This is a genomic window from Candidatus Microbacterium phytovorans, from assembly GCA_029202445.1.
Taxonomy (GTDB): Bacteria; Actinomycetota; Actinomycetes; order Actinomycetales; family Microbacteriaceae; genus Microbacterium; species Microbacterium phytovorans.
The window spans coordinates 2,601,789-2,622,345 of sequence record CP119321.1; the positions used below are offsets into that span (position 1 = coordinate 2,601,789).

A 20,557-nucleotide genomic window follows, 5' to 3' on the forward strand; every position below is an offset into this window, starting at 1 on the left:
GGGACATGTGACCCTGGCGGGCGCGATCACCGTGGCATCCGCTGCATGTCCCACTTTCGGCTGTTTCAGGGCCTTGGGATCGACCGAATGTGGGACATGCCCCGCACAGGGTGGGACATGCCCCTGCACAGAGTGGGACATGGTCCGCCGGGCTCAGCCGAAGAGCAGCGCCAGCACCGTCGAGCCGCCGCCCACGAGGATGAGGGAGACGATCACGACCCACGCGATGATGCGCGTGCGACGTCCACGCGCGGCGTTCATGCCCGCGTACTCGTCGTCTTCGGGAGTCGGCTTCGACAGGGTCACGCGACGACCTCCTCGATGATGTCGCCGAAGACGGCGGGAAGCGTGCCGCGCGACTGCTCGCGCAGCTCCGACAGCGGCACCGTGAACACGTCCTGCACTTCGAGCGCGGGCTCCTCGCCCTCCGCCGCCGGGTCGGTCACGCCGATGCGCAGCACCGGGTAGCCGCGACCCTCGCACAGTCCGCGGAACTTCACGTCCTCCTCGCGGGGCACCGACACGATCACGCGACCGGTGGACTCGCTGAACAGGGCGGTCGCGGCATCCACGCCGTCGCGCTCCATGATCTCCCGCAGCCACACGCGGGCACCGACGCCGAAGCGCATCACGCTCTCCGCGAGGGCCTGGCCGAGCCCGCCCTCGGAGAGGTCGTGAGCCGACGAGACGAGCTCCTGCTGGGATGCCGCGTGGATCAGCTCGGCGAGCTTCTTCTCCTGCGCGAGATCGACGGCCGGCGGACGACCGCCGAGGTGGTCGTGCACCGTCCCGGCCCACGCCGATCCGCTGAGCTCGGTCGCGGTGACACCGAGGAGGTAGATGTTCTCGCCGGCATCCTGCCATCCCGACGGGATGCGGCGGGCGACGTCGTCGATGATGCCGAGCACGCCGACCACCGGGGTGGGGAAGATCGGCTGGTCGCCCGTCTGGTTGTAGAAGCTGACGTTGCCGCCCGTGACGGGCACGCCCAGCTCGAGGCACGCGTCGGCGAGGCCGTCGACGGCCTGCCCGAACTGCCACATGACCTCGGGGTTCTCGGGGCTGCCGAAGTTCAGGCAGTCGGTGACGGCGGTGGGGATGGCGCCCGAGACGGCGACGTTGCGGTACGCCTCGGCGAGGGCGAGCTGCGCGCCCGCATACGGGTCGAGCTGGCAGAAACGGCCGTTGCAGTCGGTGGCGATCGCGAAGCCGAGCCCCGATTCCTCGTCGACGCGGATCATGCCGGCGTCGTCGGGGAAGCTCAGCGCCGTGTTGCCCATGACGTAGTAGTCGTACTGGTTCGTGATCCACGACGTGTCGGCGAGGTTCGGGCTGGACAGCAGCTGGAGGAACTGGCTGCGCAGGGTCTCCGGGTCGTCGGTGCGGGGCAGGGCGGATGCCGAGTCGTCCCGGAGCGCGTCGATCCACGTCGGGTACGCCACCGGACGCTCGTACACGGGCCCGTCGACCGCGACGGTCGAGGGGTCGACGTCGACGATCTGCTCGCCGTGCCAGAAGATCTGCAACCGGCCGTCACCGGTGACCTCGCCGAGCACGCTCGTCTCGACCTGCCACTTGTCCACCACGGCGAGGAACGCGTCGAGCTTCTCGGGCGCGACGATCGCCATCATGCGCTCCTGGCTCTCGCTCATGAGGATTTCCTCGGGCGTGAGCGACGGGTCGCGCAGCAGCACGTTCTCGAGGTCGACCCGCATGCCGGAGCCGCCGTTGGCGGCGAGCTCGCTCGTGGCGCACGAGATGCCGGCGGCACCGAGGTCCTGGATCGCCTCGACCAGTTCGCCCTGGTACAGCTCCAGGCAGCACTCGATGAGCACCTTCTCGGCGAACGGGTCGCCCACCTGCACGGCGGGGCGCTTGGTCGGACCGCCGTCGGCGAACGTGTCGGATGCCAGGATCGACGCGCCGCCGATGCCGTCGCCGCCGGTGCGCGCTCCGAAGAGCACGACCTTGTTGCCGGCACCGCTCGCATTGGCGAGCTTGAGGTCTTCGTGGCGGAGCACGCCCACCGCGAGCGCGTTGACGAGGGGGTTTCCCTGGTAGACGGCGTCGAACACCGTCTCGCCGCCGATGTTCGGGAGGCCCAGGCAGTTGCCGTAGAACGAGATGCCGCTGACGACGCCGTGGACCACACGCGCCGTGTCGGGGTTGTCGATCGCTCCGAAGCGCAGCTGGTCCATGACCGCCACCGGGCGGGCACCCATCGAGATGATGTCGCGGACGATGCCGCCGACACCGGTCGCGGCGCCCTGGAACGGCTCGATGTAGCTCGGGTGGTTGTGCGATTCGACCTTGAAGGTGACCGCCCAGCCCTCGCCCACGTCGACGACGCCCGCGTTCTGCCCCATGCCGACCATGAGACGTTCGCGCATCTCGTCGGACACCTTCTGGCCGAAGCGGCGCAGGTAGATCTTCGACGACTTGTAGGAGCAGTGCTCGCTCCACATGACCGAGTACATGGCCAGCTCACCGCTGGTGGGGCGGCGGCCGAGGATCTCGCGGATCCGGTCGTACTCGTCGGGCTTCAGCCCCAGCGCCGCGTAGGGCTGTTCGCGCTCCGGAGTGGCGGCGGCGTTCTCGACGGTGTCTGCAAGAGGGGTGCTCACGCGGCTGGGCTCCAAGACTCGGGATGCCGGCGGGGGATCGGCATCCAGTCTAGTTGCGCCGCGCCGCGGCCACGGCTCGCGCGGCCGACGGCGTTCGCGTCAGAAAACCGCGCGAAGTCTGTCTTCTCAGGGGACGACCGTGCAACGGGGGCTGTGCCGAGGCATCCCAGGCGGCGTGAAGGGAACTTCCTCAGTGAGCAATCGACTCGACACCGCACCCGGTGGGCCCGCGCTGCGCGATCGTGACCCGTCGCGCGTGCACTGGATGGAGTTGTTCTTCGACCTCATCTTCGTCGCCCTCATCGGTCAGCTCGCCCACGGCCTGCACGAAGAGCCGACGGTCGTCGGGCTCGCCGTCTTCCTTGCCCTGTTCGCCTCGGTCTGGTGGTCGTGGGTGAACCTGACGTTCGTGGTGAATGCGTCGCCCGACCTCACGCGTCGCGGTCTCGGTGTCGTCATGATGATCGCGATGTTCGCCGTCGGCGCCATCGCGGTGGCGGCACCCGAAGCGATCGGGGAGCGGGCGCCGCTGTTCGCGGCCGGCAACGCCGCGCTGCGCCTCCTCCTCCTCTTCCTCTGGCTGCGACGCACTCGCGGCGACGGTGCAGCGGCACGCTCGCGTGTCCTGATCTACAACGGCCTGACCGCCCTGCTGTGGATCGTGTCGGCGGTGCTGCCCGCACCGGTGAGCTTCGCACTGTGGGCGCTGGCACTGATCGTGGAGGTGGTCATGCTGGTGGGGACGTTCCGCAGCTGGGGCGGCGCCGCCATGGCGAGGATCGACGTCGAGCATCTCTCCGAACGCTTCGGGCTCCTGGTGATCATCGTGCTGGGCGAGTCGGTGCTCACGACCGTCGCCGCCGTGAACACGCACTGGTCGCCCGACAGTGCCGCCGCCGCGGCGCTCGCTCTCGCGATCGTGTCCTTCCTCGCGTGGTCGTTCTTCTTCTACGGCGCCGACGCGCTGCGATTCGGACTCGACCTCCTTCGTGAACGAGAGGACTCGCGCGCGATCCGAGACATCATCGGGTTCCTCCCGTACCCCCTGCTGGCGGGTGTCACCGTGATCGCCGGTGCCATCGCGGTGGCGATCCATCATCCCGGAGAGCCCCTGCCCAGCGTCTCGGCCGTCTCGCTGTGCGCCGGTGTCGCGCTCTACCACTTCACGAACGCGCTGATCGCGGTGCGGCTCGGCGACGACCCGTCCTCGGTCGTGGTCTGGGCGACTCCCGCCGTGGCGCTGCCGCTCGCGATCCTCCCGATCGCGCTCGCCCTCCCCGCCCTCGCCGCTCTCGCCGCCGTGGCGGTGGCGCTGGCGATCACCGCGACGCTGACGGCATCCCTCGCGTATCGACGGCGACGAGACCCTCGGGGCTCCGAAGCGACCGCAGGTGTCGCATGATGGCGCGACGGCTGCCCTCCGTCCGCGTCGTGTCGATGCGCGACCATTCGGCGGAGGAACGCAGCGCCACACCGTTGGAACTGTTCTTCGACCTGTGCTTCGTCGTCGCCGTCGCGCTCCTGGCCGGCGACCTCCACCACGGCATCGCCGACGGACACGCGGCGGAAGCCGCGCTGACCTACGCCTTCCTCTTCGTCCCGGTGTGGTGGGCGTGGATGTCGTTCACCTGGTTCGCCACCGCGTTCGACACCGACGACGCGATCCATCGCGTGCTCACGCTGTTGCAGATGGCCGGAGTGCTGGCCGTCGCCTCGACCGTCCACACGGCCGCCGAGGGCAACCTGGTTCCGCTGGCGCTCGCGTACACCGGTATGCGCGTGCCGCTCATCCTCCAGTGGCTGAGGGCCGCGAGCTCCGACCGAGCGCACCGCGCCTTCGCGCTCACGTATGCCGCGGGGCTGGCGGTCGCCCAGTCGCTGTGGGTCCTGGGCGCGATCGTCCCCGGCCAGCTGACGTTCCTCGTGTTCCTCGTCGCGCTCGCCGTCGATCTCGGCACGCCGATCCTCGCCGTCCGCCGGTCGCCCGGACCGGTGTTCCATGCCGGCCACATCGCGGAGCGGTACGGTCTGTTCGCGCTCATCGTGCTGGGTGAAACCGTGCTGTCGGTGACCATCGGGCTCCAGGGTGCCGTCGAGGGCGATGCGCCCTTCGGGACCGTCGTCGTCATCGTCGCCGCCGCGCTGGCGATCGCGTTCGGGCTGTGGTGGATCTACTTCGACGCGCTGGGACGCGACGGTCTGACGAGGAATCGGCGCGCCGCGTTCGTCTGGGGCTACGGCCACTACCTCCTCTATGCGGCCCTGGCGGCGGTCGGCGCGGGGGTGCAGGCCCAACTCGACCTCCTTGCCGGCGAGGCGAGCAGCACGGATGCCGTCGTCGCCGTGTCGCTTCCCGTGGCACTCGCGCTCGCCACCGTCGGCGGTCTGCAGGTGGCGGCGAACAAGCGTCCGCGAGACGCGGCATCCCTGTTCGTCGGAGCGGCGCTCGTGGGACTGACCATCCTGGCAGCACCGTGGCTGACAGCCTCGACCGCCAACGTGATCGTCGCCGTCATCGTCGTCGCCGTCACCGTCGTCGGCGGGCTGCGTCGCGCGGAGGTGCCGCGCTGACCGCATGCCATACTGCGATCGAACCCCGGATCCGAAAGGTCGCCATGCGCCATCGTCTTGCCCTCGCCGCCACGCTCGCCGCGGCATCCCTCCTGCTCGGCGGCTGCGCGTCGCTGACCGGCCTGTTCGGCGGAGTGTCCCGCGATGAAGAGGGGTCGATCAGCGAAGGAGGCGACCTCGGAGCCAACGAGATGGTCGTCGGAGACTGCTTCGACGACTTCAACCAGGGCGGCCTCACCTCGTCGGTCGATGCGATCCCCTGTGACGAGGAGCACGTGTACGAGGTCTTCCACGACTTCACGCTTCCCGAGGGCGACTACCCGAGCGAGACCGACATGGAGGACGCGGTCACGGAGAACTGCGACCCCGCGTTCGAAGAGTTCGTGGGCGTCTCCTACGAGGAGTCCGAGCTGTCGTACTTCTACTTCTCGCCGACCGAAGACGGGTGGACGCAGTACGACGACCGCCTCATCAGCTGCATCATCGGCACCGAGGGCGTCCGCGTGACCGGCTCCGCGCGGGGGTACGGCGCCTGAGCGTCACTCGCCGTCGTCGATGACGCCGATCCCCACCGCCTGGTGGCTGGGCTCGGGCTCCTCGCGCGACGGTGCCTTCGGCTCCTCGCCCGGGGGCTTCTCGGTGCTCGGCTCCTCGAGCTCCGTCGTCGACGGCACCTCGGCATCCGTTCCGCTGTCGGCGGCGGGCGCGTCGTCGATGGCGTCGTCGGCCGTCTCTTCGGCGGTCGCGGACGCGGACTCGGCGCTGGTGGACTCGTCGCTCGTCGCCTGGTTCTCCTGGGGATCGCTCATGATCGCTCCTTCCCTCGGGGACAGCATCGGCCGTAGGCGGCCCCGCGCCCAGGGGGTTGACAGGAGACGGGGGTTGACAGGCGTAGGGGGTTGACAGGCGTAGGGGGTCGGCGGGGTAGGCGGTCGGCGGGGTAGCCTCGCCGGATGGAGCGCGACGTGCTGGAGGCCCGGCTGGCCGAGGTCGATGCGCTGCTCGCGCGCCTGGATGCCGATGCCGCGTCGCTGCGACACGACCGTGCCGACGCGACCGCCGACGACGAGCACGACCCCGAGGGTTCCACGCTGTCGGGCGAGTGGCAGCGCGTCGAGGCGCTGCGTCGCGCTCAGGAGTCCGACCGCGCCGAGCTGGTCGCGGCGCTCGCGCGGTGGGATGCCGGGACCTACGGCGTATGCGTGCGCTGCGGCGAGCCGATTCCGGCGGGGCGCCTCGAGGCCCGTCCGATGGCGACGATGTGCGTCGCCTGCGCCGCCGCGGCCGCCGGCTGAGCGGTCGGGCAGGGGCCGGCGAGGGGCGGTGACCCGGTGGAGGTGGCGGCGCGTGTGGTGCGCGCGGGTGACTGTGGCCAACTCCTTCGAACGGTGCGCCGCGCCTGCGGCAGATGCCGCCGTCGCGCGGTGGAGCGCTCGTCGGCTCACCGATTCAGAGGAGTTAGCGACGGCGACCCCGCGACACCCCCTTGACACCACGACCCCGTGGGCATAACGTACAACCAAATGGTTGTACAACGAATGCCCCACGACTCCGGTGAGCTGACCGACGATGAGACCGACCGCCTGTTCCACGCCCTCGCGGCGGCGACACGTCGCGACATCCTGCGCCGCACGATCGAGGCCGAGCAGTCGGTGTCGGCGCTCGCCGCTGCCTACGACATGTCGTTCGCAGCCGTGCAGAAGCACGTCGCCGTGCTCGAGGCCGCCCACCTCATCGTCAAGCGCGCCGAAGGCCGCGAACGTCTCGTCCGGGCCGACCCGACGATGATCGCCCGCGCCCGCGCGCTTCTATCGCGCTACGAGGACCTCTGGCGCTCGCGGATCGACCGCCTCGACGCCCTGCTCGCCGAACCCGAGCACTGACTTCCCCCATGCCGTCCCACGGAAGGAACTGAAGAATGCCCGTCACCGACATCACCACCGATGCCGAGAAGCTCACGATGAGCCTCACGGCCGAGTTCACCGCCCCCGTCGACAGGCTGTGGCGCGCGTTCACCGATCCCCGTCAGCTCGAGCGCTTCTGGGGCCCGCCCGGGTGGCCGGCGACGTTCGAGACCTTCGACTTCACCGTCGGCGGCCGGGCCTCCTACGCCATGACCAGCCCGCGCGGCGAGGCCTCGCGCGGCGGGTGGGAGTTCCTGAAGATCGACGCCCCGGCATCCTTCGAGGTCCTCGACTCGTTCCTCGGCGACGACGGCGCACCGCTCGACGGTTTCCCCTCGATGCGCATGGTGTTCTCCTTCGAACCCACGGATGCCGGTTCCCGGCTGTCGAATGTCACGTACTTCGACTCGCTGGAGGCGCTGGAGCAGACCGTCGCGATGGGCGCCGTCGAGGGCTCGCGCCTCGCGATGGACCAGCTCGACGCCGTGCTGCAGGACCTTCGCGACTACGCGCAGGGCAAGGGCACGCGGACCGAGCTGCTGGACGACCAGCACGTGCGGATCACCCGCCTCATCGAAGGCTCACGCGACCTCGTCTGGCGCGCGCACCACGAGCCGGAGCTGCTGCGGAAGTGGCTGCTCGGCCCCGACGGCTGGCAGATGATCGAGTGCGAGGTCGGCGACACCTACCGGTACGTCTGGCAGCAGGGCGACGACGAGGCGACGCGATTCGGATTCGAGGGGGAGACCGTGCTGTCGCAGCCGCAGTGGCGCGCCGTGACCACCGAGAAGATGATCGGGATGCCGGGGCCGTCGACCCTCAACGACCTCCAGCTCTACGAAGAGGACGGCGCGACGCTGCTCACTCTTCTCATCGAGTACCCCGACAAGGAGACGCGGGACATGATCCTGGCCACCGGGATGACCGAGGGTATGGAAGCCTCCTACGCCCGCCTCGAGGAGGCGCTCGTCGGCTGAGGCTCTCCCGTTTCGTCTCGCTGCGCTCGCTCAACGACCGGGGGTGCGACCTTCCGGTCGCTGCGCTCGCTCAACGACCGGGGGTGCGACCTTCCGGTCGCTGCGCTCGCTCAACGACCGGGGGTGCGACCTTCCGGTCGCTGCGCTCGCTCAACGACCGGGGGTGCGACCTTCCGGTCGTTGCTCGCTCAACGACCGGGGGTACGACCTTCCGGTCGCTGCGCTCGCTCAACGACCGGGGGTGCGCGCTTCCGTTTCGTCTCGCTGCGCTCGCTCAACGACCGGGGGTGCGACCTTCCGGTCGCTGCGCTCGCTCAACGACCGGGGGTACGACCTTCCGGTCGTTGAGCGAGGAGCGCAGCGACGAGTCGAAACGGATGGAGGATCAGGCGCGGGCGAGCGCGTCTTCCAGGGCGACCCACGCGAGCATCGCGCACTTCACCCGCGCCGAGAACTTCGACACCCCGGTGAGCGCGGCGGCGTCGCCGTAGACGTCCTCATCGAGCTCGATCTGCCCCCGCGAGCGCAGCGCCTCGCGGAAGCCGTCGATGAGCTGGGCGGCTTCGCCGCGCGGCATCCCTTCGACCAGGTCGGACAGCATGGATGCCGACGCCTGCGAGATCGAGCAGCCCGAGCCCTCCCACGTGACGTCGCGGATGGTCTCGCCATCGGTCGAGACGCGCGCGCGGAGGGTGATCTCGTCGCCGCACACCGGGTTCTTCTGGTGCGACGTCGCGTGCGCGCCGTCTTCCTCCGCGAGGCCGAAGTGCTGCGGGTGCTTCGAGTGATCGAGGATGAGTTCGCGGTACAGGGTGTCGAGGTCGCTCATGATTCCACTCCGAAGTAGCCGCGGATGCCGCGGACCGCGTCGACGAACGCGTCGACCTCGTCGACGGTGTTGTACAGCGACGCCGACGCGCGCACCGAGGCGGTCATGCCGTAGCGGCGGTGCAGCGGGGCCGCGCAGTGGTGACCGACGCGCACGGCGATGCCGCGGTCGTCGAGGAACTGGCCGGCGTCGTGCGCGTGCACGCCGTCGACGTCGAACGACCACAGTCCCACGCGCTCCACGCCCTCGGCATCGCCGAGCAGGCGGATGCCGGGGATGCCGACGAGTCCGTCGCGCATGCGCGCCGCGAGCACCTTCTCGTGCGCGTGGATCGCGTCGAGCCCCACCTCGTTGAGGTAGCGCACGGCCGCCGCGAGACCGATCGCGGGGCCGACGGGCTGCGTGCCCGCTTCGAACCGTTGCGGCGCGGGCAGGTACTCCGCGTGGTCGAGGGTGACGGTCGTGATCATCGAGCCGCCGGTGAGGAACGGCGGGAGCGCGTCGAGCAGCTCCGAGCGGCCGTACAGCCCGCCGACGCCGTAGGGTCCGAGCATCTTGTGGCCGCTGAACACGGCGAAGTCCACCCCGAGACCGGGCAGGTCGAGCGGCAGGTGCGGTGCGGACTGGCAGGCATCCAGGACGGTGAGCGCGCCCACCTCGCGCGCGAGCGCCACGAGCTCGGCCACCGGATTGACAATGCCGAGCACGTTCGACACGTGCGTGAAAGCGACGACGCGCGTGCGGGCGCCGATGAGGGATGCCGCGGCCTCCAGGTCGAGCGTGCCGTCGTCGTGGGCGGGGATGTGCCGCAGCACCGCGCCGGTGCGGGCGGCGAGCTCCTGCCACGGGATGAGGTTCGCGTGATGCTCGATCGCGGTCGTCACGATCTCGTCGCCCGGCTGCAGCGCGAAGCGCGCCGACGCAGGAGCACCGCGCCCCGCCGTGGCGTTGCCGATCGCGTACGCCAAGAGGTTGAGCCCCATGGTCGCGCCGCTCGTCCACACGAGCTCCTCGGCGCGGGCGCCGACGAAGGATGCCACCGCCTCGCGCGCGTCTTCGAACAGGTCGGTCGCCTGGGCCGCGAGCGTGTGGGCACCGCGGTGGACGGCGGCGTTCGCGTGGGTGAGGAAGTCGTACTCGGCCTGCAGCACCTGACGGGGCTTCTGGCTCGTCGCCGCCGAGTCGAGGTAGACGAGCGGGCGTCCGTTCACGTGTTCGCCGAGGATCGGGAAGTCGGCGCGCAGCCGCGCGACGTCGAGGGCCGGGGCGGCGGAGGCCGGGGCCGCGGACGGGGACGTATCGGTCGCGGAACTCACCCCTCTAGGCTACGCCCCGGCATCCCGCCCGGCTCCGGGGCGTGTGACAGTGTGGAAGGCATGTCCGAGCCGTCATCGATCCCCGCCCTCGCCGACGCCGTCAAAGACGCCGTGACCGCGCGCACCCGGCACGCACAGCGTGACGCGCAGCTCGCCGTCGCCGAGCGCCTGGTCGCCGAGCGCGAGGCCGAGACCGCGAACCTGCAGCGCGACCTGGGGAAGGAGCTCGCCGACGTGCGCCGCCTCGACGGCATCTCCCCCACCCGCCTGTGGGCGACGCTCCGCGGAAACGCCGAGGAGCAGAGAGCGGTCGAGCAGGCCGAAGCGGACGCCGCGGCACGTGCGCTCGCCGCAGCACAGGCGCGACTGGCCCACGCCCGCGACGACGCCGACCGCTTGCGGCGCGAGCGCGAGGAACTCGGCGATGTAGAGGTCGCCTACCGCGCCGCCCTCGCCCGTTACGAAGCTGCGCTGACGGCATCCGATGCTCCCCAGGCGGCCGAGCTGGCCCATCTGTCACGCCAGCTGGGCGAACTCGCCGCCGAGAGTCGCGAGATCGACGAGGCCGCCCAGGCCCTCCACGCGGCGCGGGTGGCCCTCGCCGACGCGCTCCAGAAGCTCGACAGTGCCGGCGGATGGTCGACGTACGACACGTTCTTCGGGGGCGGGATGATCACCGACCTCATGAAGCACAGCCGCATCGACGAGGCGACGGCATCCCTCACGCAGGTCAACCGCGCGCTCGAGCGGCTCTCCGTCGAACTCGCCGACATCGACGCGCCCGCCCTTCGCGGCGTGGAGATCTCGCAGACGCTCGCGGTGTTCGACGTGCTGTTCGACAACGTCTTCGCCGACTGGATGGTGCGAGAGCGCATCTCCCAGGCGCGCGACGGCGCGCTCGCCCTCGGCGACCGGCTCGCACAGCTCGCTCAGTACCTGGGCCAGCGCGCCGCCGACGCCGCCGGCGTGCACGCGGCGGTTGCCGCGAAGCGCGAGGCGATCCTCACGTCGGTCTGAGCCCGCGGCCGGCGACCGTCAGTCGCCGGGGTCGTCGGTATGGGACACGAGGCCGTAACTCGTGATGCGGCCCGCCCGGTCGTCGCCGGGGAGCGGCCGGGACCGGCGCCCGTAGACGAGCTCCGACGAGTCGAGCAGCCACGGCACGAGCGTGATCGACACCCCGTGCACGAGCATGAGCTGCTGCGCGATGCGCCGCGCACGCCGGTTGTGCAGGAGCGCTTCCCACCAGTGCCCCACGATGTACTGCGGGAGATAGACGGTCACCATCGTCGAACCGTGCTTCTCCCGGTAGGCCTTGATGAACTGCGCGACCGGCGCCGCATAGTGGCGGAACGGCGACTCGATGATGACGAGCGGCAACGGCATCCCGTGCACCTCCCAGTCCGCCTGGAGAGCCGCGGTCTCCTCGGGGCTCACCGACACATGCACGGCCATCGTCTTGTCGTGCCGCGCCGCGAGCGCGTAGTCGAGCGCCTTCGCCACCGGCTTCTGGAGCTTGCCGACCAGCACGATGGCGACATCGCCCGACGAGCCGAACGTCACGTCGTCGTCCATCGCCGTCTCGTGGTCGACGTCACGGTAGTAGCGGTGCACGCCCACCATGAGCACCGACAGCACCGGGATCGCGAGGAACACGAGCCAGGCGCCGTGGGTGAACTTCGTCACCGTCACGACCACGAGCACGAACACGGTGAAGGCGGCGCCCACCGAGTTGATGATCAGGCCCGTCACGATGCCGCGACGTTCCGCGACGTGCTTCGGGTGCACGAGCCGGAGCTCGCGACGCCAGTGCTTGACCATGCCGATCTGACCGAGCGAGAACGAGACGAAGACGCCGATGATGTACAGCTGGATCAGGGTCGTCAGCCGGGCCTGGAACACGACCAGCACGACGATCGCCGCCGCCCCCAGGATCAGCATGCCGTTGGAGAAGACGAGACGGTCGCCGCGGGTGTTGAGCGACTTCGGCGCGTAGCCGTCGCGGGCGAGCACAGCACCGAGAAGGGGGAAGCCGTTGAAGGCGGTGTTGGCCGCGAGGAGCAGCACGCACGCTGTGGCGGCTTGGATCACGTAGAACGGGATCGACCCGCCGCCGAACGTCGCGGCGGCGACCTGCGCCATGAGCGAGGGCTGCGGGGTGCCCGCGCAGTCGAAGCCGATGAGCTGACAGGGGTTCTCGGCGTAGCGGACGCCCGTGATGAGGGCGAGAGCGGTGAGGCCCGCGAACAGGAGGGTCGCGATCGAGCCCATCGTCACGAGCGTCAGCTGCGCGTTGCGCACCTTCGGCTTGCGGAACGCGGGCACACCGTTCGAGACCGCCTCGACGCCCGTCAGCGCCGAGCATCCGCTGGAGAACGCGCGGAGGATCAGCAGGAGCACGGCGGCCTGGCTGAGGTCTTCGGCCTGCACGGCGAACTCCGCCGACGACGCGACGGGGGCATCCCCCAGAGCCCAGCGGACGAGGCCCGTCACGATCATGATCGTGACCGAGCCGATGAAGACGTACGTCGGGATCGCGAAGGCCGTCGACGCCTCCCGCACGCCCCGGAGATTCACCACGATGATGAGGATGACGAAGCCGACCGCCAGCTCGATGCGCCACGGATCGAGCTCGGGCACGGCGGAGATGATGTTGTCCACGCCCGAGGCGATCGAGACCGCCACCGTCAGGATGTAGTCCACGAGCAGCGCGGATGCCACGACCACACCGGCCTTCTCGCCGATGTTCGTGCGCGCCACCTCGTAGTCGCCGCCGCCCGACGGATACGCCTTGATGAGCTGGCGGTAGCTGAGGACGACGACGATCAGCAGCGCGACGACGGCGGCGGCCACCCACGGCGTGAACGCGAGGAACGCGGTGCCGCCGATGAGCAGGATCATGACCAGCTCCTGCGGCGCGTAGGCCACCGAGGAGAGGGCGTCGGAGGCGAAGATCGGCAGCGCCATCTTCTTCGGCAGGGCCTGGTCGTCGAGCTGCTCGCTCGTCAGCGGATCACCCAGGAGGATGCGTTTCGCGATCGGTGTCGTCTCGTCGGACGGATCGCGACTGTCGTCAGTCACGACGCGCGACACTACGCCTGCGCGCCCTCACGCGCAACGTGGAAGCGCCGGGTAGCCGCAGGCGCGAAGCGAAGGTGGCGCAAACGGCGGCTTCCACACCCGGGAAGCACCCGATTGCGCCACCTTCTCGGCGGGGAAACGGGCGCTCGCCGTCAGAGCTTGGGGGCGTAGGTGTACGTCACCCAGAACGACTCGGCATCCTGCGTGACGATCGCCCCGAACGTGCGCGCGCCGTCGTTGTAGAACGTCGCGCGGTCCTTGCCGAAGAGGTACGCGGCGGTGCCGCCGTCGGCGATCGCGTCGTCGGGACCCAGCGCGTCGAGCTCCTCGAGGGTCATGCCGATGCGGATGCCGAAGTCGTCGGTCACCTGGGCGGCCACGCCCGTGCCGTACGACACGTAGGTCGGCGCGGGCACCTCGGAGCGCTCGCGGTCGCTGCCGTCGAGGAAGACGTCGTAGAAGCGGAAGCCCTCCCACGCGTAGACGTTGTACGCCCAGTTCTCGGCGTCGCCGTTCTGGAAGTCCTCCGTCGGCTCGGTGCCGAACAGCGCGGTGAGCGCGTCGATCGCCGGCTGCGGGTCGTCGGCCCACGCGTGAGTGAACGTCTCGCCGCCGTCGCCGGTGATCGTGAACCCCGTCGAGGTGACCTCGACGCCCGCGTCGGCCGTCGACGGCTCGCTCTCGTCGGGCGCGGGCTCGCTCTGCGTCGAGGCCGGCGCCGGGGGCGTCGGCGACGAGCCCGAGGATGCCGTCGAGCTCGGCCGCAGGAAGTACAACGCCAGCACGATCACGACGGCGACGGCGAGGACGCCCGCGACGATGCCGAGGACGAACGGTGTGCGATCGCGTCGCTCGGACGTTCCGGGTGCGGTCATCGCTGCGCTCCCTCGAGGAACTCACGGGCGGCGACGACGAGCGTGTCGACGCCCCGCTCGATCGTCGGGTGGAGGATCGGTGCGAAGTGCGGCGAGTGGTTGGTGGGGACGTCTTCGTTGAGGCTGCCGCGCGCGGATGCCTCGGCCCACGCCTGCGGGTCGTGCCCGCCCCAGAACCAGAACACGAGGGGGACGTCGGCTTCGCGCGCGAACCAGGAGACGTCCTCGCTGCCGGTGAACATGCCCGGGTCGATCACCGTGCCCTCGCCGAACGCGCGGTCGAACGCGGCCGTCACGCGCGCCGTCGCCGCCGCATCGTTGATCGTCGGCGGGAGGGAGTGGTCCACCGTGATCACGGGCGGCTGCTCCGCGCCGGATGCCGTGGCCTCCGCGCGGACGATGCGCTCCACGCGCGCCATGACGTCGGCGCGCGCGTCGTCGTCGGGGTAGCGGAGGCTCAGCTCGAGCGTCGCCTCGGCCGGGATGATGTTGTTCTTCAAGCCTGCGTGGATCGATCCCACCGTGACGACCGCCATCTCGCGCGGATCGATCTCGCGCGAGACCACGGTCTGCAGTCGCATGACGGTGGCGGCCGCCATGACGACGGGGTCGATCGTCGCGTGCGGCCGGGAGCCGTGGCCGCCGCGACCGAGGAGCTTCACGGTGAGGCCGTCGCTGGCGGCCATCTGGGTGCCGGGGCGCACGCCGATGACGCCCGCCGGAAGGGGCGTCAGGTGCTGCCCGAGCACGATGTCGGGTTTCGGGAAGCGGTCGAGTACACCGTCGGCGATCATCGCCTGCGAGCCCGCGCCGTACTCCTCCGCCGGCTGGAACACGGCCACGACCGTGCCCGACCACTCGTCCTTCGTCGCCACGAGGCGCTCGAGGGCCCCGAGCAGCGCGGTCACGTGCATGTCGTGACCGCACGCGTGCATGACGGGCACGTCGTTGCCGGCGGGATCGGTGCCGCGAGCGGTCGAGGCGTAGTCGAGTCCCGTGAGCTCGGCGACCGGAAGCCCGTCCATATCGGCCCGGAGCCACACGACGGGCCCGTCGCCGTTGACGATCGACGTCGCGACGCCCGTCTTGCCGAGCCCCTCGACGAACTCGAGGCCGAGGGCCGTCAGCTCGCGCGTGATCACGCCGGCGGTGCGGGTCTCCTGGAAGGACAGTTCCGGATGACGGTGGAGATCGATGTACAGGGCTTCGAGGTCGATCGACATGCCCTCCAGCCTACGCGGCGCCCCCGTCGGGGGCGGAGGTGCTGGAGCGGGCCACGAGCTCGAACGGCAGCACGGGCGCCGGGGCGTCGACGGCCTCGCCGAGCGCCGCGAGCGCGGCGTCCGCGGCCCTCTCGCCCTGCGCGTGCGGGAACTGCTCGACGGTCGTCAGCCCGAAGAAGCCGCTGAGCTCGTGCCCGTCGACCCCGACGATGGAGACGTCGCCGGGCACGTCGAGGCCGGCGTCACGGGCCGCGAACAACGCCCCGAAGGCGAGCTCGTCGGATGCCGCGAAGATCGCGGTCGGGCGGTCCGCACCGGCGAGCAGGTCGCGGGCGGCGCGGTGGCCGTCTTCGATCGTGAAGTCGGTCGCGACGAAGCCGTGCGGACGGATCCCGGCATCCTGCAACGCACCCTCGAACCCGCGACGACGCAGCGTCGGGATGTCCAGGTCGTCGGCGGCGCTGCGGCTCTGCCCGATGTGGGCGATGCGTCGGTGGCCGAGTTCGATGAGATGCGTCGTCGCGACGCGGGCCACCGCCTCGTCGTCGACCCGCAGCGTCGATAGCCGGCGGCTCGGGGTGCCGAGCCCGACGAGCGGCAGACCGAGGCCGTCGAGCACCGCCAGCTCCGCCGCCGAGAAGTCCAGCGACAGTGCGATGACGGCATCCACCCGGCCCCGCCGCAGCGACGTCTCGAACAGGTGCGAGCGCTGGCCCGCGTCGTCGGTCACGTTGTAGAGCGTGATGTCGTAGCCGAGCGGTGCCAGCCGCGTCGCGATGCCGTCGAGCACGTTCGCGAAGAACCAGCGGTCGAGCAACGGCACGAGCACGCCGATCGACCGCGTCCGGCCCGTCGCGAGCCCGGATGCCGTCGCCGACACGACGTAGCCGAGTGCGGCCGCCGCTTCGCGCACACGGACCCGCGTGGCATCCGCCAACCGCCCCCGCCCGCTCAGGGCCCGCGAGGCGGTCGCCGTCGACACCTCGGCGAGACGGGCGACCTCCTCCAGGCTCGTCACGTCAGTCCGTCGTCAGCCACACGGCCGTGTCGGCCGGAAGCTCGCCGCCCTCGAACGCCTCACTGGCCACGAGCACCGTCGCCGACGGCAGCGCCACCGGTTCGGTGCCGGCGTTTGCGATCACCGTGACGGCGCCGCTCGACGTCGTCACGCGGTACGCCAGCACGTCGTCGCCGAAGCCGTCGAGCCACTCCAGCGAGCCCCCGCCGAGTCCCTCGCTTCGTCGCGTCGCCAACAGCGACCGGTAGAGCCACAGCGTCGACCCCGCATCGTGCTCCTGCACCGACCGGGCGAGCGTCGCCCACTCCGCCGGCTGGGGCAGCCACGACGCACCGGTCGGGCTGAACCCGTACGCGGGCGCCTCGGCATCCCACGGGATCGGCACGCGGCAGCCGTCACGGCCGTACCGCTCGTGATCCGTGCGGAACCACGTCGGGTCCTGGCGGGCGTCGTCGGGCAGATCGATCACCTCGGGGAGCCCCAGCTCCTCGCCCTGGTACAGGTACGCCGAACCCGGCAGGCCCAGCATGACCGTCGTCGCGGCGCGGGCGCGACGCAGGCCCACCTCGGGGATCGGCTGCCCGGGGGAGTCCGGTCCGATGCCGTGGCCCTGCGGGTTCTCCGCCGTCAGCGCGAGGCGCGACGCGTGGCGGACGACGTCGTGGTTCGACAGCACCCACGTCGCCGGGGCACCCACCGCGGGGAACGCCCGCAGCGACTCGGAGATGACCTCGCGGATCGCCGCGGCATCCCACTGGGTCATGAGGTACGGGAAGTTGAACGCCTGGTGCATCTCGTCGGGACGCACCCACAGCGCGGTCTGGTCGACCGTCGGCAGCCACGCCTCGGCGCACAGCGCGCGGTCGCCGTCGTACTCCGCGAGCACGCGGTTCCAGTCGCGGTAGATCTCGTGCACGCCCTCCTGACCCCAGTAGGGCACGTCGTCGTCGCCCCCGCCCATGCTGTCCGCGTCGACGGCGGGCAGGTGATCGGGCAGGCCGTCGGACTTCACGAGACCGTGCGCCACATCGACGCGAAAGCCGTCGACCCCGCGGTCGAGCCAGAAGCGCAGGATGCGACGGAACTCCTCCTGCACGACCGGGTTCGACCAGTCGAAGTCGGGCTGCGTCGAGTCGAACAGGTGGAGGTACCACTGCCCTGCGGTGCCGTCGGGCTCCGTGACGCGCGTCCACGCCGGACCGCCGAAGACCGACTCCCAGTTGTTCGGGGGCAGCTCGCCGTTCTCGCCCTTGCCGTCGCGGAACATGTAGCGCGCACGCGCGGCGCTTCCGGGCGCGGCGGCCAGCGCCTCCTGGAACCAGACGTGGCGGTCGGAGCTGTGGTTCGGCACGAGGTCGACGATCACGCGGATGCCGCGGGCGTGGGCCTGGGCGAGCATCTCGTCGAAGTCGGCGAGGGTGCCGAAGAGGGGGTCGACGTCGCAGTAGTCGGCGACGTCGTAGCCGGCGTCGTTCTGCGGGGAGCGGTAGAACGGGCTGAGCCACACCGCGTCGACACCGAGCGAGACGAGGTCGTCGAGCCGCGCCGTGACGCCGGGCAGGTCGCCGATGCCGTCGCCCGAGGCGTCGGCGAACGAGCGGGGGTAGATCTGGTAGATCACCGCGGTGCGCCACCACTCGGATCCGGGGGCGGGGGCCGCGGGCGCGCCGTCGGTGGCGGTCGCGAGGACGGGAGTCGTCGTCGAAGTCATGGCATCCACCGTAGCGCAAGCGCTTGCGCACGTCGAGCGCGGTGGCAAGAGCTCGGCGGCGCCGCGCGGGGTGCCCGGGCAGTGCGGGGGAGCGGGCGTGCGTAACTCCTGCAATCCGGCGCGGAAGCAGCTGAATCCGATCGTTGCGGGCCGAGCGCCGCAGACTTTTCCGGAGTTGCGGACGGCGCGGGCCGGACACCGCCGCCCGCGTACCCTGGATCGGTGACCTCCGCAGACCTCGCGCGCGCCGAATCCCTCATCGCCCGGATTCCCGACTTCCCCGAGCCCGGCATCCTGTTCCGCGACATCTCGCCGCTCCTGGCGGATGCCGAGGCCATGCGCACCGTCGTCGAGGCGCTCGTCGCGCCGTTCGATGGCGCCTACGACGTGATCGCCGGCGTCGAGGCGCGCGGCTTCCTGCTGGCGGGGGCTGCTGCGGTGGCGGCGGGCGTCGGGATGGTCCCCATTCGCAAGGCCGGCAAGCTGCCGCGTCCGGCGGCGGCGGTGTCGTACGACCTCGAGTACGGCCAGGCGACCATCGAGATGGCCGACGATCTCCCCGCGGGGACGCGGGTGCTCCTCGTCGACGACGTGCTCGCGACCGGCGGCACCCTGCGCGCGGGCCAGCGCCTGCTCGAACGGCTCGGGTACACCGTGGCAGGCACCGCCGTGCTGATGGAGCTCGCCGACCTCGGCGGTCGCGCCGTGTGCGGTCCCGTGCACAGCGTCTTCACCGTCTGACGCGCCACCGCCGGGCACCCGCCCCGGCGCCGCCCCGCCGTCGTGCCTCAGGTGAGTGTGCCGGTCATCCCCATGCGGGTGAGCACCGCCGTCTCGACGATCTGCACGAGGTTGTAGAGCAGCAGCGTCACGAGGGTCACGATCGCGACGGAGGCCCAGAGCTCCTCGAAGCGCGCCGAGGCGTTGAACTTCTGGATCATCCCGCCGATCCCCTGGCCGGTCGAGAGCCACTCCGCCAGGAGCGCGCCCGTCACGGCGCCCGGCACCGACACGCGCGCCGCGGCGAACAGCGACGGCAGCGCCCCCGGCACGTTGACCTTGCGCAGCGCGGTGAGCCGCGTGCCGCCGTACACGTGGACGAGGTCGAGGCTCTCGGGGTGTGCCCGGCTCAGTCCGAACAGCACGGATGCCAGGGCGGGGAACAGCACGACGATGCTGCCGATGACGGCCACCGACGCGCTCGATCCGCGTCCCGTGATGAGGATGATGACGGGGGCGAGGGCGACCAGCGGCACGCTCCGCAGGAGCAGGGCGAGCGGCATGACGCCCGCCTCGATCCCCCGCGAGAGCGAGAACAGGATCGCGAGGAGGATGGCCGCGAGGATGCCGACGGCGAACCCGAGCGCGGCGTCCTGCATCGTCTGGGCGAGCAGCGGTGCGAGCACCTCCCGGTTGGCGGCGGCGCTGCCGGGCTCGTCGCCGTCGTGGAAGAGGAAGGCCCACACGTCGGCGGGCCCCTTCGCCACGTACGGGGAGATGCCGGTGAGGCTCACGACCCCCTGCCACAGCAGCAGGATGATCGCGAGGGTGATGATCGCGTTCGCGGCGGCGCGGCCGACCGGTCGCCACACCGCGCGGTTCATCGCCGGCCTCCCGTCGAGCGTCCCGACACCCAGGGTGCGACGAGGCGCGACAGGAGCCCGACGAGGGCATAGCCGGCGAGGGCGATCAGGGCGCACAGGAGGAAGACCACCCATACCCGCGTGGAGTCCAGGTTGCCCTGCAGGCGGATGAGGGTGATCCCGACGCCGCGGTCGATCGCGCCCATGTACTCGCCGAGCACCGCGCCGAGGAAGGCGCTGGGCACGGCGATCTGCAGGGCGTTGAGGATCGAGGGGAGGGCGGCGATGAGGCGCACCTTCCGCAGCTGCGTGAAGCGGGAGCCGCCGTAGACGCGGACGACGTCGAGCGAGGCGCGGTCGGCCGCCGTGAAGCCCAGGACGGCGCCGACCACGGTGGTGAAGAAGACCGCGAGGGCGGCGAGGAAGATCGCGGTCGAGCTCGCGTCGCCGGGCTGCTTCGCGCCGCCCAGGGTGACGATGGCGATGCCGCCGACCGCGACGACGGGCAGACAGTAGCTGACCACGGCGATCTGCATGACGATCGGCTCCAGCCGTGGCAGGAGCAGCACGCTCGCCGCGAGGAGGAGCGCGATGCCGTTGCCCCACGCGTAGCCGATCGCCGCTTCGCGCACCGTGACGCCGAACACCGACCAATAGGCCGCCGGACCGTCGGACACGAGCGTCGTCAGCACGACCCACGGCGAGGGGACCGGGGTGTAGTCGGTGCCCTCGGCGGGGGTGAAGACGGTGGCGGAGAACAGCCACCACGCCGCGATGAGGACGACGGTGCCGACGACGGCCGCCAGCCATCCCGGCATCCGGGTGCGCGCACGCATGTCAGGCCG

20 protein-coding genes are annotated in these 20,557 nt (G+C 70.9%); 8 read left to right on the plus strand and 12 right to left on the minus strand.

Annotated elements, in window-relative coordinates:
* Positions 1-153: 153 nt before the first annotated feature.
* Positions 154-306 carry a hypothetical protein gene (locus P0Y48_12455; GenBank protein ID WEK15097.1) on the minus strand — a complete coding sequence of 51 codons (153 nt, stop codon included), beginning with the start codon at positions 304-306 and terminating at the stop codon, positions 154-156.
* Positions 303-2,624: a phosphoribosylformylglycinamidine synthase subunit PurL gene (purL, locus tag P0Y48_12460; GenBank protein WEK13256.1), complete on the minus strand. Its 2,322-nt coding sequence runs from the start codon at positions 2,622-2,624 to the stop codon at positions 303-305. The genes P0Y48_12455 and purL overlap by 4 nt, the downstream gene beginning before the upstream one ends.
* Before the next feature lie 193 nt (positions 2,625-2,817).
* On the opposite strand from purL, the gene P0Y48_12465 reads away from it, so the two are divergent.
* From P0Y48_12465 to P0Y48_12475, 3 genes are read left to right on the plus strand one after another with little or no spacing between them, the layout of a single operon-like run.
* Complete coding sequence (locus tag P0Y48_12465; protein WEK13257.1) at positions 2,818-4,026, plus strand: low temperature requirement protein A; 1,209 nt, start codon at positions 2,818-2,820, stop codon at positions 4,024-4,026.
* Positions 4,023-5,195, plus strand: coding sequence for a low temperature requirement protein A (locus P0Y48_12470; protein WEK13258.1), 1,173 nt, complete (start codon positions 4,023-4,025; stop codon positions 5,193-5,195). The genes P0Y48_12465 and P0Y48_12470 overlap by 4 nt, the downstream gene beginning before the upstream one ends.
* A gap of 44 nt (positions 5,196-5,239) precedes the next feature.
* Entirely contained in the window at positions 5,240-5,731 is a 492-nt protein-coding gene (locus P0Y48_12475; GenBank protein ID WEK13259.1) for a septum formation family protein, read from the plus strand.
* A gap of 3 nt (positions 5,732-5,734) precedes the next feature.
* Here the strand turns inward: P0Y48_12475 and P0Y48_12480 are convergent, their stop codons facing one another.
* Positions 5,735-6,004 (minus strand): hypothetical protein, encoded by a 270-nt coding sequence (locus P0Y48_12480; protein WEK13260.1) that lies wholly within the window; start codon positions 6,002-6,004, stop codon positions 5,735-5,737.
* 144 nt (positions 6,005-6,148) lie between these two features.
* On the opposite strand from P0Y48_12480, the gene P0Y48_12485 reads away from it, so the two are divergent.
* The 3 genes from P0Y48_12485 to P0Y48_12495 all read left to right on the plus strand — a co-directional run bounded on the left by P0Y48_12485 (position 6,149) and on the right by P0Y48_12495 (position 8,076).
* Positions 6,149-6,490, plus strand: a complete 342-nt coding sequence (locus P0Y48_12485) for a TraR/DksA C4-type zinc finger protein (GenBank protein WEK13261.1) — start codon at positions 6,149-6,151, stop codon at positions 6,488-6,490.
* Positions 6,491-6,733: 243 nt separating this feature from the next.
* Positions 6,734-7,078: a helix-turn-helix domain-containing protein gene (locus P0Y48_12490; protein WEK13262.1), complete on the plus strand. Its 345-nt coding sequence runs from the start codon at positions 6,734-6,736 to the stop codon at positions 7,076-7,078.
* Positions 7,079-7,113: 35 nt separating this feature from the next.
* Entirely contained in the window at positions 7,114-8,076 is a 963-nt protein-coding gene (locus tag P0Y48_12495) for an SRPBCC family protein (protein WEK13263.1), read from the plus strand.
* 385 nt (positions 8,077-8,461) lie between these two features.
* Here the strand turns inward: P0Y48_12495 and P0Y48_12500 are convergent, their stop codons facing one another.
* Positions 8,462-8,905, minus strand: a complete 444-nt coding sequence (locus P0Y48_12500) for an SUF system NifU family Fe-S cluster assembly protein (protein ID WEK13264.1) — start codon at positions 8,903-8,905, stop codon at positions 8,462-8,464.
* Positions 8,902-10,221: a SufS family cysteine desulfurase gene (locus P0Y48_12505; protein ID WEK13265.1), complete on the minus strand. Its 1,320-nt coding sequence runs from the start codon at positions 10,219-10,221 to the stop codon at positions 8,902-8,904. The genes P0Y48_12500 and P0Y48_12505 overlap by 4 nt, the downstream gene beginning before the upstream one ends.
* Positions 10,222-10,281: 60 nt before the next feature.
* On the opposite strand from P0Y48_12505, the gene P0Y48_12510 reads away from it, so the two are divergent.
* Positions 10,282-11,238: a hypothetical protein gene (locus tag P0Y48_12510; protein ID WEK13266.1), complete on the plus strand. Its 957-nt coding sequence runs from the start codon at positions 10,282-10,284 to the stop codon at positions 11,236-11,238.
* A gap of 18 nt (positions 11,239-11,256) precedes the next feature.
* Here P0Y48_12510 and P0Y48_12515 read toward each other — a convergent pair whose 3' ends face one another.
* The 5 genes from P0Y48_12515 to P0Y48_12535 all read right to left on the minus strand — a co-directional run bounded on the left by P0Y48_12515 (position 11,257) and on the right by P0Y48_12535 (position 18,129).
* Positions 11,257-13,314, minus strand: a complete 2,058-nt coding sequence (locus tag P0Y48_12515; protein WEK13267.1) for an APC family permease — start codon at positions 13,312-13,314, stop codon at positions 11,257-11,259.
* 140 nt (positions 13,315-13,454) lie between these two features.
* Positions 13,455-14,177, minus strand: coding sequence for a hypothetical protein (locus tag P0Y48_12520; protein WEK13268.1), 723 nt, complete (start codon positions 14,175-14,177; stop codon positions 13,455-13,457).
* Positions 14,174-15,400 (minus strand): amidohydrolase, encoded by a 1,227-nt coding sequence (locus tag P0Y48_12525; protein WEK13269.1) that lies wholly within the window; start codon positions 15,398-15,400, stop codon positions 14,174-14,176. The genes P0Y48_12520 and P0Y48_12525 overlap by 4 nt, the downstream gene beginning before the upstream one ends.
* Before the next feature lie 10 nt (positions 15,401-15,410).
* Positions 15,411-16,418 carry a LacI family DNA-binding transcriptional regulator gene (locus P0Y48_12530; protein WEK13270.1) on the minus strand — a complete coding sequence of 336 codons (1,008 nt, stop codon included), beginning with the start codon at positions 16,416-16,418 and terminating at the stop codon, positions 15,411-15,413.
* Between the two features lies 1 nt (position 16,419).
* The gene (locus P0Y48_12535) at positions 16,420-18,129 is read right to left on the minus strand and encodes a glycoside hydrolase family 13 protein (GenBank protein ID WEK13271.1); all 1,710 of its coding nucleotides are present in this window, start codon (positions 18,127-18,129) and stop codon (positions 16,420-16,422) included.
* A gap of 222 nt (positions 18,130-18,351) precedes the next feature.
* Here P0Y48_12535 and P0Y48_12540 point away from each other — a divergent pair, with 222 nt between their 5' ends.
* Positions 18,352-18,870, plus strand: a complete 519-nt coding sequence (locus P0Y48_12540; protein ID WEK13272.1) for an adenine phosphoribosyltransferase — start codon at positions 18,352-18,354, stop codon at positions 18,868-18,870.
* 47 nt (positions 18,871-18,917) lie between these two features.
* Here the strand turns inward: P0Y48_12540 and P0Y48_12545 are convergent, their stop codons facing one another.
* Entirely contained in the window at positions 18,918-19,733 is an 816-nt protein-coding gene (locus tag P0Y48_12545; GenBank protein WEK13273.1) for an ABC transporter permease subunit, read from the minus strand.
* Positions 19,730-20,548, minus strand: a complete 819-nt coding sequence (locus P0Y48_12550) for an ABC transporter permease subunit (GenBank protein WEK13274.1) — start codon at positions 20,546-20,548, stop codon at positions 19,730-19,732. Before P0Y48_12550 ends, P0Y48_12545 begins: the two co-directional genes overlap by 4 nt.
* Positions 20,549-20,557 lie beyond the last annotated feature (9 nt).